The sequence below is a fragment of the uncultured Bradyrhizobium sp. genome (assembly GCF_964252615.1).
Classification (GTDB): domain Bacteria; phylum Pseudomonadota; class Alphaproteobacteria; order Rhizobiales; family Xanthobacteraceae; genus Bradyrhizobium.
Genome location: NZ_CAXUNQ010000040.1, coordinates 15,273 through 30,100, shown reverse-complemented (window position 1 = coordinate 30,100; position 14,828 = coordinate 15,273). Strand labels below are relative to the sequence as shown.

General features: G+C 61.5%; 13 protein-coding genes. 1 reads left to right on the top strand and 12 read right to left on the bottom strand.

Going from position 1 to position 14,828, the window contains the following annotated elements; all coding sequences use genetic code 11:
- Nucleotides 1-6 precede the first annotated feature (6 nt).
- The 4 genes from ACFE72_RS17925 to ACFE72_RS17910 all read right to left on the bottom strand — a co-directional run bounded on the left by ACFE72_RS17925 (nt 7) and on the right by ACFE72_RS17910 (nt 5,333).
- Nucleotides 7-1,524: a tyrosinase family protein gene (locus tag ACFE72_RS17925; RefSeq protein WP_375414468.1), complete on the bottom strand. Its 1,518-nt coding sequence runs from the start codon at nt 1,522-1,524 to the stop codon at nt 7-9.
- Nucleotides 1,525-1,683: 159 nt separating this feature from the next.
- On the bottom strand, nt 1,684-2,844 hold the full coding sequence (locus ACFE72_RS17920; protein WP_375414462.1) for a sugar ABC transporter substrate-binding protein: 1,161 nt from the start codon (nt 2,842-2,844) through the stop codon (nt 1,684-1,686).
- A gap of 414 nt (nt 2,845-3,258) precedes the next feature.
- Nucleotides 3,259-4,203 carry a trypsin-like serine protease gene (locus ACFE72_RS17915; protein WP_375414467.1) on the bottom strand — a complete coding sequence of 315 codons (945 nt, stop codon included), beginning with the start codon at nt 4,201-4,203 and terminating at the stop codon, nt 3,259-3,261.
- Nucleotides 4,200-5,333 carry a hypothetical protein gene (locus ACFE72_RS17910; RefSeq protein WP_375414466.1) on the bottom strand — a complete coding sequence of 378 codons (1,134 nt, stop codon included), beginning with the start codon at nt 5,331-5,333 and terminating at the stop codon, nt 4,200-4,202. Before ACFE72_RS17910 ends, ACFE72_RS17915 begins: the two co-directional genes overlap by 4 nt.
- A 190-nt stretch (nt 5,334-5,523) precedes the next feature.
- Between ACFE72_RS17910 and ACFE72_RS17905 the strand changes: the two genes are divergently transcribed.
- Nucleotides 5,524-7,056, top strand: a complete 1,533-nt coding sequence (locus tag ACFE72_RS17905) for a trypsin-like serine protease (RefSeq protein ID WP_375414465.1) — start codon at nt 5,524-5,526, stop codon at nt 7,054-7,056.
- A 186-nt stretch (nt 7,057-7,242) separates the two neighbouring features.
- Here the strand turns inward: ACFE72_RS17905 and ACFE72_RS17900 are convergent, their stop codons facing one another.
- The 8 genes from ACFE72_RS17900 to ACFE72_RS17865 form a co-directional block, all read right to left on the bottom strand.
- The gene (locus tag ACFE72_RS17900) at nt 7,243-7,548 is read right to left on the bottom strand and encodes a hypothetical protein (protein WP_375414464.1); all 306 of its coding nucleotides are present in this window, start codon (nt 7,546-7,548) and stop codon (nt 7,243-7,245) included.
- A gap of 101 nt (nt 7,549-7,649) precedes the next feature.
- Nucleotides 7,650-7,793: a hypothetical protein gene (locus ACFE72_RS17895; RefSeq protein WP_375414463.1), complete on the bottom strand. Its 144-nt coding sequence runs from the start codon at nt 7,791-7,793 to the stop codon at nt 7,650-7,652.
- A 368-nt stretch (nt 7,794-8,161) separates the two neighbouring features.
- Entirely contained in the window at nt 8,162-9,322 is a 1,161-nt protein-coding gene (locus tag ACFE72_RS17890) for a sugar ABC transporter substrate-binding protein (protein WP_375414462.1), read from the bottom strand.
- Between the two features lie 143 nt (nt 9,323-9,465).
- Nucleotides 9,466-10,800, bottom strand: coding sequence for a sensor histidine kinase (locus ACFE72_RS17885; protein WP_375414461.1), 1,335 nt, complete (start codon nt 10,798-10,800; stop codon nt 9,466-9,468).
- Between the two features lie 217 nt (nt 10,801-11,017).
- Nucleotides 11,018-11,812, bottom strand: coding sequence for an inositol monophosphatase family protein (locus ACFE72_RS17880; protein ID WP_375414460.1), 795 nt, complete (start codon nt 11,810-11,812; stop codon nt 11,018-11,020).
- Between the two features lie 219 nt (nt 11,813-12,031).
- Entirely contained in the window at nt 12,032-13,075 is a 1,044-nt protein-coding gene (locus ACFE72_RS17875; RefSeq protein WP_375414459.1) for a tetratricopeptide repeat protein, read from the bottom strand.
- Nucleotides 13,076-13,082: 7 nt separating this feature from the next.
- A complete protein-coding gene (locus ACFE72_RS17870; RefSeq protein WP_375414458.1) occupies nt 13,083-13,763 on the bottom strand; it encodes a thiamine phosphate synthase in 681 nt (226 codons plus the stop codon).
- Nucleotides 13,764-13,769: 6 nt separating this feature from the next.
- The gene (locus ACFE72_RS17865) at nt 13,770-14,813 is read right to left on the bottom strand and encodes a class I fructose-bisphosphate aldolase (RefSeq protein WP_375414457.1); all 1,044 of its coding nucleotides are present in this window, start codon (nt 14,811-14,813) and stop codon (nt 13,770-13,772) included.
- Nucleotides 14,814-14,828 lie beyond the last annotated feature (15 nt).

Genomic DNA, 14,828 nt, shown 5'->3' with positions numbered 1-14,828 from the left:
ACTCCGCTAGGCGGCCTGCCGGAAGATGCTGATGCGGCCGACGCTGACGTTCGCGGCGTCCGGCACGGGCCTGCGCGGCACCAGCCGGACGTGAAGCTGGGAGGCATCGAAAGTGCCGGCCAGATGCAGCGTGTCGACGATATGGGTGATCTCGAGCACGAAGGTAAGGCCATTGCCCGAGTGCTTGTCATCGGCCGCGGTGGCCTTGCTGACGCCGAACAGCGCAATGCTGCCCGCCTTGAGCTCGGGATGGCTGGCCGGGTCATCGCCGTCGGGAACGTTGATGTAGACGCTGAAGACGGTGGCATCGTTGAGGCCGCGCACGTTCTCCAGATTGAGGAAGATGCGGTCCGGCGGGGTAGTCGATTCCAGCGTCAGGCTTTCGGTGACCTTGTTCTTGACCTCGGCGTCGAGCGCGACCGAGGTCCTGGCCTCGGTACCGGTCATGCGCACGCTTTCGGTGTTTGCGCCGAGCAGTTCGACGGTCTTGGGTCCGGCCATGGCGGTCCTCCTGACGACGGATTCGGTTTCCGGCACGCCTAGCCTGCGCAGCCGTGCGACCAGTTGCGGCGTCGCCGACGGCGGCGAGACGTCGTCATACCCATAACCGAGCTTCGACAGGTCGCTCATGTCGCCGGGCGTGTAGGCGAGGCTTTCGCCGCCCGGCATCGGCATGGCGAACGCACGCTCGCCGATGCCGGCCGGTCCGCCGACCCATTTTGCGTCGGTCGGATCGCCTTTGGAAGCCGGGATTTTTCGCCATACCTCCCACAGCCGGTCAATGTTCGAATGATGCAGGTAGAAGATCGGATCAAGCCCGGCGAGGTCGGGCCACGACATCAGGCCCAGCGTCGTTTGGTCGCCGCCGCCGACAAGTCCGTGGACGTTGTCATGCGGCTGGGTTTCGACGCCGCCATGGACGTCGCCGCCGTGACTGAATCCGGTATCGACGCCGCCAAAACCCTGGCTGCCGCCGCTCCCGGCGCCGATGAAGTCGGGATCGCCGAGGGCGTTCAGGTCGACTTGATCCATCGGCACGTAGACCTTGCCGTCGCCGTCCGGACCATAGCGCGCCACGACATACAGCGGGTTGTCGCCTTCCCCGTCGGGCCAGTCCTCGGATGCGAAGGCGGGCGGCAGCGGATTCTGGTTCGGCTTGAAGTAATTCCAGTACGGAAGCGCCCAGTCGGCCGGCCCGCCGAGTTTGACGACCTCGTCGCGAATGATCGCTTCGAAGGCGAGCAGATAACCGCGATGCCACGGCAGGAAATACCAGCTTCCGTGCTGGCACTGCTTCCAATAGGTCGCAACGTCGGAATTGCTCGGCATCGGCTCGGTGGAGTTCAGATAGCCGAGTTGCTTCCACCACGGCCGATAGAAACCGTGAATGCCGCCGTAGAACCTCCAGCTGGTGGGCTCGGCGAGCGGCCGTGCCTTCATCGCCTTGACGCCGCGGGCGTACCAGAGAATGGGATCGGCCCAATCGCCGCCGAGCTCCCAGACATTCTTCCGCATGTTTGCCATATCAATATCCTCAAATTCTAAAAAGCGATGCAATGTGGCGGGCGAGTCTAAAAACAATCACTACCACGAAGGAACGGCTGGCGTAATCCGGCTCCGCGAAATTACCTGCGCGCGCGCCGCGGCGCAGGGCCGCATGTTTCATACCGACGGGGCGGCCGCTCAATCCGGCCCGCGGCGTTCCGACGACCATGGGAAATTGATGTAGCGGTCGCGCGTGTCGTAGCAGATGTTGCCGTACATCTTCAGATAGGCGCCGCGGCGCGCGGCATCGCGATAGACCGCCGCCGGATCCGCGAGGTCCGCTTCATAGGCCGCGATGTTGTCGCGCGTCAGCGATTTCGGAAGGATATCCATCGCCTGGGGAATGCTCCTTCCTTCCAGCCAGTCGGCGGCATGCTGCCCCATGGCATAGCCGAACACCGGCGAGGCGAGACTGATGCTGGCCTTGTAGGGACCGCCGCGCTTGATCTCGGCAATGGCTTCCGGCTCGCCGTCGATCCCGCCGAGGAACTGGTCGGGCCGCGCCTTGCCGGCCTGGCGCAGCGCGGCGAGCGCGCCGAGCACCACGGTATCGGCGCCGAGCACGACATCGACGCTCGGATTGGCGAGCAGGATGGTGCGCATCATCGCAGCCCCGCCTTCCTCGTTGACCGTCAAGGGCGAGATGTCGGCGACGATGGTCACGCCGGGAAGATCCTTCAACGAGTCCCGCATCGCGGTGAAGCGCGGCGCGAGAAACTGCAGGCTGTCATGGGTCAGAACGACCACGTTTGCCTTGCCGCCGAGACGTTCGCGGATATAGCCGGCAGCCACGTCGCCCAGCACCTTGCCGGTCAGATATTGCGGGGCATTGAGCAGCGACGTCGCAGGCGGCGGCACCACGGCGCCGACATAGGCTCCGGCCCAGATCAGCCGCTGCAGGTGCGGCGCCAGCGAGGGCGGGTCGACCGGCGCGGCGACGACGGCGCCGACGCCGGATCGGCTGAACTCGCGGACCTGCTCGATCATTGCGGCGGGGTCGTTGTTCGCAACGGCGACGCGATAGTCGAGCTGCCGGTCCTTTGCGGCCGCAGCCAGTCCATGCGCGACGCCCTGCATGAATTGCCGCTGATTGTCCTGGGCGAAAGCGAGTACTTTTTCCAGCCCGGGCGGCGTGCCGCATCTTGCGGCATCCGGATCGAACGGCGGAAGCCGCACCGGCCTGGTGAGGCCCGGCGGACCGTCTTGAGCGGACGATGGATCGACCGCCGCGCGGCAGGCGGCCGCCAGGACCAATGTCGCGGCGAGCCAGATCGGTCGCGCGGTGCGATGAAAAACCATCCTGCCTCCGACGGAAACCCGTCAATCGAAGTTCAATGTATTATCAGGATGCTGCGGGAAGCGAGTCGCAAAAAGCCTGGCCTTTTGCTCGCCATGCCCGGCCTTGCCGGGCATCGTCGCTACCTGCTCGCGCAAGTGTTGATGCCGCCGCATCGTCGGAAAGCTACGCAATCACACCAAGGGTAGCATCGGCAACAAAGCTGACAGCACCGTGAGCGGTGGCCAAGGTCTGAACCTCGCTCGCGATCTGTTAGACTCTCGGGGCGTGATCGAGGTGGTGCTCTTGCAAGACTTGACTCGCGACGCGTAAGCGCGGTTTGCGCTGTTTACAGAGCAAGGATCTTTACTTGTAAAGAACCGCCGTGACCAAACCCATCAGGATTTCTTAACAGTTCTTTCAAGAGCCGATCACCACTAACATTGTGTACCGGAAGGGACGCCGGCATCTCGCAACCAAGCGATGACCTCTTTGCGTCCGAGAAGAGTATAGATTCCTCCAGAACCGCAAAGGCCCCTGTTCGGAAAAACCTGCGCAATTGGAAGCCCACGCGATACGATGCCAACCGGCATCAAGCGATCGCCCTGTCTGAGATACGTAGGACCGCCGCTATCGCCGCCACATGTGTCGCGAATTTCTCCGTCGGTACGTCCGGCTCCTAAGATTATTTCTTTAAGCGGTGTGCATCCCAGGGCCTGTGCAAGCGGTTGCGCACAGGTCAAGGTATTCACACCGACTTCGGCTTCCCGCCGTTGCCCTAGGGAGCCGGGCATATCACCAACAAAGCCGTACCCTGCGACTAAAAGCCGCGCAGGCGGCGCTAATATGTATGTGCTGGCGAGCTTGATGTCATCGATAAGGCTGTAATCATCGCATGGCCGCTCATTGACCTTCGCGGGAAGTAGCAGCCCACTATTCAGCGCAAGTAGTGCGAGGTCATTCCCTTCCCGGGGCCGAAAAAAGGCGCAGAACGATTCGTCATATCGTTTATGAAGCGTAGCAGGACGCCAGTCATTCGCCGCTACTGTGTCGTTGGACACGAGAAAGGAATTGCTCGAATTATTACACGTGCAGTGTGCGGCAGTGAGCACAAAGCGCCGGCTGATCCAGAGGCCACTGCAAACCCGTCCAACGCTGCCGTTGTCGATATAGTGAATGCCGACGATTTTGCGGTCAGCAGTGGGCTTTCCGCCAATGACTTCATTGCGAAAGCTCCTAGGATGTGGCAGCGCGAAGGAAAATGGCGCTCTCGACGCTTCGACAGGTGCAGGCGAAGGAGGCGCCGCCAATACAGGCGACAAAAAGCAGAACATCGTCAGCGCTAGCAAAAGCTCGCTAAAGTGGAATCTATGAGCTTTCATTCACGACGTCCCAAGGCTGCGGCGCAGGTTTGTGGATCGGTAATTCCAATCTGCTCGCATGATGCTACAGTTATTGGGTTGCCGGCAGCTGTGCTACGAAACGAGCCTACGTCAACCGCGGACCTGACATCTATCGCAGACGTTGCAGTTCCAGTTAAGGATGCGAGCTTCTGCTGAGCTTGAACCCTTTTGGCTTCCGACTCTAATAAATCAGCTTGCGCCGTTTGCACTTCTTTATGCGCAGAAATGGCATCTACAGGAGCAGAGATAATTGCCTTGGCAATCGTAAGCGGGAGTTGGACAATCGCCAAGCCTTCAGATGGCTTCACAACCTGAACAAGCGTTGGTACGCCGCTTTCGAAATTGAGGATAGTTTTTCGTTGAATAAAGGCAGTGCGCTCGATATCGATTTTAAAGATCGGAGCAGCGTTTGCGAACTGTACAGAAACAAGCTGCTTCGAGACACCACCCTCAATAACATGTACCTGATGCGCGATGGGTCGCCGGTAGTATACGCCTGGCAACCTAGGGGGCACCGTTCGAAGATCGGTCTCTTCCGCCTTGTACGCGATCCCGCGCGAGTTAGTACCACAGCCGGGGCTCCAAACTCCTGAGCGAACTTCGACCTCAACGCAAACTTGGAAACGTGCCATAAGCTTCGAGTTAACGAAAGCGGCATCGCCCCAATCAAACGGGTCAAATTCATAAATAGCAACAGCTGCAGCCTGCTCTTCGGGGGTGGCGCGAAAGCCCGCTACCGTCTTTGCGAGCTGTACAAGGATGTCGCCGGTCCGATCAGTCGCGGTAGCTGCAACACCTTTGAGAAGTCCGTTCTTTTCGTACTCGACCTTAATATCGTCGTCGGAAAGTGGAGATAGATTAAATCCAACTTGCGCGAGTGCATTACGGTCGGCAACAATGTCTGAGGCGACCGTAACAGTACGCTTTTTCTTATCGTCGACTTTAACAGTTACCCGTAAAAGATGCTTAGGAAGAAAATACGAACCGCCATGTTGGGTTTGCGGGCCGACAGACGCACTATTGGTGATACGATAAGTATCGACCATCGAACATGCGATTGTGCTTGCAGCAAGTATTACCAATGCCAACACGCTAAAATAAATACGCATACACGTCTCCGATTAACGAGTAATAGCCGTAAATAGTTCCAGAAAAAATTAAAGTGTACGACTTTTTTTCGAATAAGACAACTAGTAATTGATTGATCGGCAGTTCAATATCCTTTTTTGTAATCCGGCAGCTAATCCCAGAAAATTAATCAGACCGAACCGTTCTATGTAACGATTGAGGCATGTACGAATGAAACGAGCTCATCGCGGCAAGTGCGTTATTTTTGCAATGACTTGTTGGCTCAATACTTGGCCGGCCACAGCGCAACATTCAAGTTTGTCACTGAGCGTAGAGGGGAACGATCTTCGGACCCAAGCTGGCCAAAACCGATTTCTGAAATCGGTTCAGTCCAGATCCGATCCGACGCATCAGGCGTTGCGCGACCTAATTTTAGTTTTGCGCGACGCGCCCGTTGGAAAAGCCCCTGCTTCATCAATCGAATTCTTACTAGACCCCTCGTTAAAAGTAAAAGGGGTTGTTCCCGTTCCATCGATCGATTTTCGTCAGTTGTCGTCACTCAAATTGAGTAACATGCAGCGCCAAGAAGTCGAACCTGACCGCGGCGCAGACATGGCCGGAACTCGATTGGCCGGCTTGCAAGGTGGTAGCGAAATTTCGCAACAACAAGCTACCGACCTGATGGCCAGTTTGCACGCTCCGGCCGAAAAGCGACGAGCGAAAAGTTGCGGTGATGCCGTGCGCTCGTTGCGTCAGAAGATTAACTTCGGTTCTCTGCCCCCTAGCGACCGCATTAACGACTTTACAGATATCTGCTTGTTTGCGTTTCCCAGAGATGCCTCTCCAGCCAGATTGACCGAAGAACAAAGACGGGCGGCCGGCTTGTGCGCAGCCGCCTACAACGACTACAAGAAGTTTTGTTTCGACGAGGGCCGGCTACAGAATGCGGCGTCCTTGTTAAAAAAGCTTACCGGAATTATTGTGGTGCGAGACGCGGCGGTTTCTGCCCGCCAGAGGATCATTTGCTCCGGTATGCTTGTTGGAAAATATACCGTACTCTCGGCAAGGCATTGCCTTGGGGAAGTTCCCACCAACGCTGCTCCAGGAAGTGGCGTTTGGTTCGTCCCGCTTGATGACGGTCTACCCAATCCGGTGGCATTGCCGGTCGCTGAAATACTGTCTGCGCCAAACTTCGAGCCGAAGTCGACAGCCGTCGCAGCTGCTTCTTTTGCCCCTTCTATGTCTTCCCCAAATACAGATGTAGCTATTTTCAAACTCGCGGCGCCGGTCTCGGTAAATCTGTCGTTCCCATTGTTACGCAAGCCAGCGGTAATTGAAAATGTTGTTCTCGGCGGGTTTCAGCGTTTAATCGCCAACGCTATGCTTTTGCAAGCTCGGCTGACTGACAATCCGCTGTTTGATGATGACGATTTGATTCGAACAGGTGCGTGGCGCTTAGCGTTTGCTTTCGACGCTTCCCCGACTTGCCTCGTAATGCCATTTAAATCTGATGAAGCGGCATCGTTTGGGTTCGACAAGTCGGCTGTTTACGGCCACATATGTCAGTCGCTGTATTCTGCCAGCGGGTCCGTTCTTGTGAGCACCTCGCAGCCGACGAACGTTGCAGCGGTCGCGGTTCACATAAGCGCGTCTTCGGACTCAGTATTGGCAGCAACAGATCTTCCAGTAGAGAGCGTTCGTCCGCGGAATTTTGCTGTCATTACTTCCGACGGCCTGAAGACCAAGATCGAAGCGATAAGGTGAAATAATCGAGCGGTCTGCAACGCTTAAGCTTCTGAGTCAGTTGTTTCGCGTCCATAAAATCCCCTCTTGTTTGCTGGGCCTGTGTCAAGCCTGGAATCTGCCAACAAGGCAGCGAACGGAGAAATGACGCTGGCTGCCCTAAGGGTGCCTGATGCGAGCATCGGCCAAATTGTGCCTGCCGCGGATTTAGATAAGCTCGCTTTCTCGACCGTTGCCATCGTACCATATTTTGCCTAGCGGATCGTGGCTGTATATTTCGTTGTGCGTGGCAAAGAAGAATAGGGATGCCGCTGGGCCAAGCAGCGGAAATGGTAATTTGTCTAACGCATCAGCCATCGATTGCGCGCGCTTCCGATCCGTTGTAATCGTCAGAACACGAAAATTCTTCCAACCGTATCGCTGCTCATGCTGACCCGAGGCATGAGCGGCAAGATACTCTCGCATCTTCAATGAAAAACTGGTCTCGCGTATATTGCTACGGGTAATGGGCATGGTGCCCAGATCAATCTCGACGCAGAAGCAGCGGCGCGAACCATCTGAAAAGCAAGCCGAAAACCAAGTTAAGTATCAATCCGAAATCCTTTGGTTCGCCGTTATCCGACAACGTTGCCTTTAGTTTCAACGGATGCTTGTCGGCTTGGGTTTCTTCCCGAAATGCCGATGACTTCTTCAGGATGAATCAGCGTCACGTCGCCGCGTTTTTGCGTAGCGCACTGCAAGGCGACATAAAAATCCATGATCTTGAGCTGATGTTCGCTGAACGGACGGAGCGCGGATTTGTTCTTCGGTTCAAGTCCGGTAGCGCGCCACTAGGGCCGGAACCATCATAAACTCTTAACAGTCGCACGCCGTCGTTCGCCAGCGCATACACCATGCGGGCGTACCAGAGAATGGGATCGGCCCAATCGCCGCCGAGCTCCCAGACATTCTTCCGCATGTTTGCCATATCAATATCCTCAAATTCTAAAAAGCGATGCAATGTGGCGGGCGAGTCTAAAAACAATCACTACCACGAAGGAACGGCTGGCGTAATCCGGCTCCGCGAAATTACCTGCGCGCGCGCCGCGGCGCAGGGCCGCATGTTTCATACCGACGGGGCGGCCGCTCAATCCGGCCCGCGGCGTTCCGACGACCATGGGAAATTGATGTAGCGGTCGCGCGTGTCGTAGCAGATGTTGCCGTACATCTTCAGATAGGCGCCGCGGCGCGCGGCATCGCGATAGACCGCCGCCGGATCCGCGAGGTCCGCTTCATAGGCCGCGATGTTGTCGCGCGTCAGCGATTTCGGAAGGATATCCATCGCCTGGGGAATGCTCCTTCCTTCCAGCCAGTCGGCGGCATGCTGCCCCATGGCATAGCCGAACACCGGCGAGGCGAGACTGATGCTGGCCTTGTAGGGACCGCCGCGCTTGATCTCGGCAATGGCTTCCGGCTCGCCGTCGATCCCGCCGAGGAACTGGTCGGGCCGCGCCTTGCCGGCCTGGCGCAGCGCGGCGAGCGCGCCGAGCACCACGGTATCGGCGCCGAGCACGACATCGACGCTCGGATTGGCGAGCAGGATGGTGCGCATCATCGCAGCCCCGCCTTCCTCGTTGACCGTCAAGGGCGAGATGTCGGCGACGATGGTCACGCCGGGAAGATCCTTCAACGAGTCCCGCATCGCGGTGAAGCGCGGCGCGAGAAACTGCAGGCTGTCATGGGTCAGAACGACCACGTTTGCCTTGCCGCCGAGACGTTCGCGGATATAGCCGGCAGCCACGTCGCCCAGCACCTTGCCGGTCAGATATTGCGGGGCATTGAGCAGCGACGTCGCAGGCGGCGGCACCACGGCGCCGACATAGGCTCCGGCCCAGATCAGCCGCTGCAGGTGCGGCGCCAGCGAGGGCGGGTCGACCGGCGCGGCGACGACGGCGCCGACGCCGGATCGGCTGAACTCGCGGACCTGCTCGATCATTGCGGCGGGGTCGTTGTTCGCAACGGCGACGCGATAGTCGAGCTGCCGGTCCTTTGCGGCCGCAGCCAGTCCATGCGCGACGCCCTGCATGAATTGCCGCTGATTGTCCTGGGCGAAAGCGAGTACTTTTTCCAGCCCGGGCGGCGTGCCGCATCTTGCGGCATCCGGATCGAACGGCGGAAGCCGCACCGGCCTGGTGAGGCCCGGCGGACCGTCTTGAGCGGACGATGGATCGACCGCCGCGCGGCAGGCGGCCGCCAGGACCAATGTCGCGGCGAGCCAGATCGGTCGCGCGGTGCGATGAAAAACCATCCTGCCTCCGACGGAAACCCGTCAATCGAAGTTCAATGTATTATCAGGATGCTGCCGGAAGCGAGTCGCAAAAAGCCTGGCCTTTTGCTCGCCATGCCCGGCCTTGCGAGCCCGGCGGTAAGGGCGACGTTTTGGTCAGGGCCTCACGCCGCGACGGGAAAAACCAGCCGTGCGCCGGTTCCCGGATTGCGCGCATCGTAATGAATCTCCGCGCCGATGCTTTTTGCCATCGCACCGACAAGCCGGGTGCCGAGGCCGGTGCCTCTGGCCGGCGCGAGGCTGCGGCCGACCCCGTCATCCTCGACCGTGAGTTCGCCGCGACCGTCGGGCAGCCGCTTGAGGTCGATACGGATTTCGCCGTGGCGGTCCGGATAGGCATATTTTACCGCGTTGGTGACCCATTCGGCGACGATGACGCCGAGATTGATGCTGGCGTCGGTACCGAGCTGCAGCGACTCCAGATGATATCGAAGCAGCGCGCCCAGTCCGTCGCCGCGCATCGAGATTTGCAACTGGTCGAGCAGGCCGGACAGATATTCGTCCAACGCGACCACCCGCGCATCGCCCGACGTATAAAGCCGCTTGTGCACCATCGAGATCGCATGGATGCGCGCTTCGGTCTCGTCGAGCGCGGTCTTGGCGGCGGCGTCCTTGACGGCGTTCGACTGCAGCTTGACCAGCGAGGCGACCAGCATCAGGCTGTTGGCGACCCGGTGATTGACCTCCGCCAGCAGGGTTTCCGCCCGATCCCGCGCGCGGCCGAGATCGGCGGTGCGTTCGGCCACCCGCGCCTCCAGGCTGACATTGAGGTTGCGGACATCGTCGCGCGCTTGCGCGATCTCGCGGGCGTAGCGGCCGAAGGTAATGGTGACGCCGCCGACCACAAGGACGATGGCGATGGCGCCAAGAATCGACACCCAGCGCAGCCTGGTTGCGTTCTCGCGCTGCTCCATCACGCCCCTGATCAGCCGTTCGTCGGTGGTCCGCATGATGCTGGACAGGAATACGTTGGCCTCGTCCATCAACGCCTTGCCGCGATTGGTCCGGAATACGGCCGCCGCTTCGGCGTCCTGCAGATCGCGTTTCAACGCGTTGGTCCTGTCCATCTCGGCGAATTTGTCGGCAATGACGACGGCAAGCCGGGTCAGCATGGCCTCCGCATCCCGCCGCGGCGCCAGCAGCCGTTTCAGCCGCTCGAACTGCCGTTCGCCGGTGGCCTTGGCGTTATCGTAGGGCGCCAGGTAGATTTCGTTGCCGCCCAGCAGATATCCGCGCTGGCTGGACTCCGCGCTCTGCAGGGCGCTACGCAGCTCGACCGCGGCGATCTGCGTGTCGCGCGCCTCGGCGGCGTCGTTGGAATAGATTCGCGCCTGTTCGCCGAGCCAGATCGTCATGGCCACGATGCCGAGCAGGGTAAGGAAGCCGACGGCGAGCAGGACGATGGTCGACTGGACCACATAACGGCCGCTGATGGGCATATGTCGGCTATCCACCAATTCCAATACGCGTCCGCGGCGCGAACCCGATGGCCAAGGTTAGCCGTTTTGGGCATTGCTTGACCAGTATTTCGGTGAATTCCAGTCCGGGCGATCCTTCAGCTCACGAGCGAGGAACCGCCGCAGGGCGGCGGCGGTTCCGCTCCCGCCAGGTAGCGGATTCGCAATCCCGCGATCGGAACGCGTGAAACCGCGCTTTCTATCCGCCCAGCGGCTTCAGCATTTTCACGAGCTCGCCGTGCACATATTCATTGCCGCACACCACGGTGCCGGTCTTCAGGCAATCGTCGTCGCCGGCAATGCCGCTGACGACGCCGCCGGCCTCGCGAATGATGATCTGTCCGGCCGCCATGTCCCAGGGCTGCAAATTGCGCTCCCAGTAGCCGTCGAGCCGGCCGGCTGCGACGAAAGCCATGTCGAGGGAGGCGGCGCCGAAGCGGCGCAGGCCGGCGACTTTGGCTTGAATCGCGGTCATCTCCGCGCGCGACAATTCGAGGTCGCCGCGCCCGATATGGGGCATGCCGCAGGCGACCACGCTGCTCTCCATCTGGCGGCGGCCGGCGACGCGGATGCGCTGGTCGTTAAGGAACGCGCCCTTGCCGCGCTCGGCGATGTAGAGCTCGTCGTTGGCCGGATTGTAGATCAGGCCGGCGATGATGACGCCCTCGCGCTGCAGCCCGATCGAAATCGCGAACTGCGGAATGCCGTGGAGGAAATTGGTGGTGCCGTCGAGCGGATCGACGATCCAGGTGTGCGACTTGTCGGCGCCTTCGCGGCTTCCGCCTTCCTCGCCGATGAAGCCGTAGCCCGGCCGCGCCTTGGAAAGATCGGTGTAGAGCATCTCCTCGGCGCGCTTGTCGGCGGCGGTGACGAAATTGGCCGGACCTTTCAGCGACACCTGAAGATGCTCGACCTCGCCGAGATCGCGCTTGAGGCTGCGCCCCGCGCGCCGCGCGGCCTTGACCATGACGTTGATGAGAGCTGAATGCAGCATGATCGCTCGGCTTCTGTTGAACTTGTCGTCCCCGCGCAGGCGCCGGGGCGTACACCTGTCTCCGGCGTCACTGCCATCCGCTTCGAACAATCCTTCCGAAGATCGATGGATACGCGGGGACAAGCCCGCGCATGACGGGATATGCGCATGACCTGGCGCCTGCGCGGGGACGACATGGAGAGATGGCGTGCCCTGCGCAGGCTGCGCCGTCAAGGCGGATCATTTGGTGCCGAGCCATTTGCGCGCCGCCGCTTCGGCCTTGGCGCGATCTTCGGGACTTGCCTGCGCCAGCGCCTCGTCGAGCCTGAGGTCGCCTTTGCCCGCAGTTTTGGCGACGATATGCCATTTCAGGCCTTCGATGCGTTCCTCCGGCGCGCCTGGCCGCGCGACCAGCACGCCGGCCAGCCGGTTCTGCGCCAGCGGGCTGTTTTGCTTCGCCGCCTTGCGCAGCAAGGCCACCGCCGCAGCCTCGTTCTTCGGCGTGCCGGTGCCGTTGTAGAGCGCGATGGCGTATTCGACTTCGGCATCGACATTGTCGGCCAGGGACGCCGCCTGCAGCAGCCGCACCGCCTTGTTGATGTCCTTTGCAACGCCGGTGCCCTCCTTGTAGAAGGTCGCGAGCGCATACTGCGCCTCGGCATTGCCGGCGTCGGCGGAGATCCGCAGCAATTCGGCGGCGCGCTTTAGGTCCTGCGGCAGCGTCTGTCCGTCGAGATAGAGCAGCGCCAGATTGTAGGCCGCCTTCGGACTGCCGAGCTTGGCGGAGGACGCCAGCAGTTTGGCGCCTTCCTCGCGGTTGACCGGGCCGCCGCGGCCGGCGATGCGCAGCATCGCCAGCGCAAACATGGCCTCGCGGTCGCCGAGGTCGGCGGCGCGCCTGTACCACTCGGCCGCCTTGGCATAGTCGCGCTTGATGCCGAGCGCGCCGGCATAGAGTTCGCCGAGCATCGCCATCGCTTTCGGATCGCCGTTCTGCGCGCGCGCACTGGCGAGGTCGAACGCGGTCTTGTACTGGCCGCGCTGATAGGCGCCGTAGACCATATCGGCGTTGGGGTCGTCGGGGACGGCGGCGGCTGCGGGCGAAGCCGGCGCCGGAGCCGGCGCCGGCTTTTTGGCCGCGGGTTTCAAGATCTTCGCTTTGGCGGGCTTGCTCACCACCGGGGGCGGGGCTCCCGGGGGCGGCAGCAGGTTGACCTGCGCCATGGCGCCCGCGGCCGGCAGGCCGAGGCAAACGGCAATCGATATCGGACGCAGGAGCTTCATTCCGGCGTCATCCCCGTGCGGCCTTGGCGTGTGCGGACATCGCGGCATGACCTTGCCTGATCGCCTGCCCGGCGTCCATCAGCGCCGCGGCGGGCCCGCGCGGATCGGTCCAGATGAAGTCGCCGACCAGAACGAAATCCGCGCCGGCGCCGGCGAATCCCTCTGCTTCGTCCAGCGTTGCCGCAAAGCCGGCGCAGGGCGGTTCGAACAGTTCGGCCCACCATTGCAGCCGATCGCCGATCGCCTCTGTCGATGGCCGCCGGCCATGACGGTCGGGCTCGCCGAACAGCACATAGTCCGCGCCGGCCTCGCCCGCGGTCATGGCGTCGTGACGCGTCGCAAGCCCGCCGGCACCGGCGATCCGCTCCGGCTTCAGCGTCGGCAGCGCCTCCTGCAACGCCTCGATGCCGGCCAGATGGGCGCCGTCCGCGCCGGAGCGCGCGACCAGCTCGGCGTTACCCTCGATCAGCAACGCCACGCCGGCGTTCTGGATCGCCGGCGCCAGCGCCTTGATGCGCGAGATCATGCCGCGCGGGTCCGAGGGCGTAAGCCGCACCAGCACGGCCGCGATGTCGGCCGCAGCGAGCAGCGCCGGCAGGCTGCCGACGAGCGGCGAGGGATCGTCCACCGCCGGTGTCGCGAGATAGAGCCGCGGCGCCGGCCGCGGGGAAACGGATTTCGTGGCCATGAAGCGTTATGCGGCTTTCCTGCTTTCGAGATCGGCCTTCCACTGTCCCGTGCTGGCGAGCGAATTCATTCGCGCGCGATGGGTGAAGGCCTGCTGTCCCGCGGCTGCGTTTTCGGCCTTGCCGGACCATGCCTTCTGAGGTGCCGCCTGCAGCGCGCGGCCATAGGAGAAGGTCAGCTTCCACGGCAGCCCGCCGATCCGGTTCATGGCATCGAGATGAGCGGTGGCTTCCTCGTCGGTTTGCCCGCCGGACAGGAACGCGATGCCCGGCACCGCCGCCGGCACGCAGCTCCTGAGCAGGCGGACGGTCTTCTCCGCGACCTCCTCGACCGAGGCGCGCTTGCTCGCCTTCTTGCCGGAGATCGCCATGTTGGGCTTCAGGATCATGCCTTCCAGCGCCACGCGCTGCAGCCGCAGTTCCTGAAAGGTCTTGTTGAGCACGCGCATCGTCACCTCGGTGCAGCGGTCGATGTCGTGGTCGCCGTCCATCAGCACTTCCGGCTCGACGATGGGCACGATTCCCGCCTGCTGGCACAGCGCCGCATAGCGCGCCAGCGCGTGGGCGTTGACGCTGACCGCCGTCATGGTGGGAATGGCGTGATTTGAAGGTCCCTGGCCGATGTCGATCACCGCGCGCCATTTCGCAAAGCGCGCGCCCTGGTCGCGATATTTCTTCAGCCGCTCGGCCAGTCCGTCGAGGCCGAGCGTGACCAGTTCGCCGGGGCAATTCGGCAGCGCCTGGGTGCCTTCATCGACCTTGATGCCGGGAATGGCGCCCGCCTGCTCGATCAGCTTCACCAGCGGGGTGCCGTCCCTGGCCTTCTGCCAGATGGTCTCGTCATAGAGGATGACCCCGGAGATATAGTTCGCCATCGCCTCCCCGGAGCGGAACAGCATCTCGCGATAGTCGCGGCGGGAGTCCTCGGTCGATTCCACCTGGATGGCGTCGAACCGCTTCCTGATGGTGCCGGAGGATTCGTCGGCGGCGAGAATGCCCTTGCCGGGCGCGACCAGGGCTTGCGCGATTTTATTGAGATCGGCGAGATTCATAAGCTTCCTCCGAGC